We start from the raw sequence: 2,001 nt of genomic DNA on the forward strand, positions 1-2,001 counted from the left end.
AAGCCGCAAGAAAAGACATAAAGACAAATTATGTGTGAAGAATACTCTTTTCCGAGGAAAAGGAAGATTGTTCACAGTCACAAGACCTCAAGCAGAATTTGACGATTGTCTCAGACGCGGCTAACTTTGCAGGAAATATGCCTACCACTGCGCTGATTGGAAGAAGATTATTGATATTGGCTGCAAGAGGAATGATGTGTTATATATAAAGAGGTAAGAAGAAAGATGAAACAGTAAGGGTGGGCAGTGAAGTGTTTGCAGGTCTGCTGTACCGACATAAAGCGAGTGTGTTGGCTGACCGGGATGCAAGTCATCAAAGCTTCAGCCTTGATAGCTTGTAGCACGGACAGACAATTCTCTCGCGTCGGTACTTCGGCATACTGTCAGCTTTGGCTAATAGCAACGTGTTGCCATCAGCCAAGGATGTCTGTATGACGACAGACCATGTAACGCTTCGCTAAGGTGTGGGGCGTAGCAGTATAATTAAGAGGTAGATAGTAACGTATATCAGGTAAGAAGAGACAGTTGCGTAACGGACAAATCGGGCACTCTTGTCAGCATGACAAATGTGCCTTGTCCTTGCCGCAGGACACTGAGGCAGATTGGACGTAGCAGACATGTCTGCCACATTCAATATGCCTGAGTGGACAAGAACTGCCTCTTGTATAGCAGAAGAGAAATTGTAAAACAGTTGATTAGTGGTAAAGGTGGTATGGGTGGGCAGAATGGCATTACACGGACATTGCCGAAGCCCGATAATGGGACAGCCAGACAGCAATAAAGGCAGTTATCAGAAGTGTCAGTTTCTGATAGTGCATTGTAGGCACCTGTCACATGGGATTCGTGCGGTGTCCGTACAGTAATGCCGTTCTGAAGGTGTGGGGCGAAGCGATACAACGCACTTGGACGAAACCACCGCTTATAACAGAAAATATTTTGCAGTCAAAGAGAAGAAGAATAGTAAAGCAGGTGTGGGTGGGTAGTGAAGCTGTCGCAAGATTGACGGTCTGAATATCAAGGCGAGTGGATAGCCAGTAAAGGACACAATTATCAGAAGCCTCGGCTTCGGCATCTTGTGGCATAGATGGCAGTCCTCTCGCGTTCAGACCTTGGCATACTGTCTTTCTTGGCTAATAGCGACTTTGTCGCCATCAGCCGGGAATATCTGTATGCCAACCATCTTGGTGACGTTTCGCAAATGGTGAGGGACGAAGTGGTTAGAATAAAGGAAGACGGCGTTGCGTTATGGTTAATAAATGCACATGGTTGTTATTAGAGAAGATTATCACACGCTATAACAGCAGATTGATGTCCCTGAGCAAAACAAAAGCGACCCGAGGTCGCCTTGTTATGGAGAGGAAAGGCTATTTCTTGCCTTTCTTGGTTGCTGGCTTGGCCGGCTCTTCCGCAGGAGTCTCCTCCTTGTCGGGACACTCGTAGAACTTGGTTGCAACATGATGATTCTGGAGTGCTTCACGCCATCCTTGTCTGTCCATTCCTCTGGCTTGAAGAAACCCTCGACGGTGAGCAACGTGCCTTTTGTGAGCTTGTCGAATGATTCGGTGTGCTCGTTCTTGCGCCATGCTCCATATTCATGAAAGCCGATACGCGGTTGGTTTCCTCGCCGTTCTTCTCCTGACGGCCTACTGCCAATGAGAAGCGTGCTACGCTGGCGTTTGCGAACTGACGGATTTCTGCATCCTTACCTACGAAACCTGAAACTGTGAAGTTGTTCTCGATCTTTTTCATTTTGAATTGAATTTAAAAGTGAAACTTAATTTTTACATGCATTCAAAAGCAGGGATGTGGCACCATGTGGGAAGCACCATGAAAATCGTTCGCAATACTCTTTTTCTTGTTGGCGATGAACGACAGAGAGGAAGAAAAAGGAAGATTACGCACTATTTTATTGGTCACAGCGATAGCGGCCACACAAGAAGGAGGAAGTCCTTCGCAGCATCACGCTACCTTTGCATGGTAAAAATAAGTGGCTTTCAAATA

At 46.3% G+C, this 2,001-nt stretch carries 1 protein-coding gene and 2 pseudogenes; 2 read left to right on the top strand and 1 reads right to left on the bottom strand.

The genetic code is table 11. The annotated features are described in order from the left end of the window. Positions 1–1,084: 1,084 nt before the first annotated feature. Positions 1,085–1,276: a hypothetical protein gene (locus DXA05_RS26625; RefSeq protein WP_054856345.1), complete on the top strand. Its 192-nt coding sequence runs from the start codon at positions 1,085–1,087 to the stop codon at positions 1,274–1,276. A gap of 88 nt (positions 1,277–1,364) precedes the next feature. Here the strand turns inward: DXA05_RS26625 and DXA05_RS25705 are convergent. Beyond that, positions 1,365–1,749 (bottom strand): annotated as a pseudogene (locus DXA05_RS25705) (single-stranded DNA-binding protein). A 36-nt stretch (positions 1,750–1,785) separates the two neighbouring features. Between DXA05_RS25705 and DXA05_RS25710 the strand changes: the two are divergent. Beyond that, positions 1,786–2,001 (top strand): annotated as a pseudogene (locus DXA05_RS25710) (hypothetical protein); the annotation flags it as partial.

This window comes from Bacteroides sp. AM54-2NS (assembly GCF_003602935.1).
Classification (GTDB): Bacteria; Bacteroidota; Bacteroidia; order Bacteroidales; family Bacteroidaceae; genus Bacteroides; species Bacteroides xylanisolvens.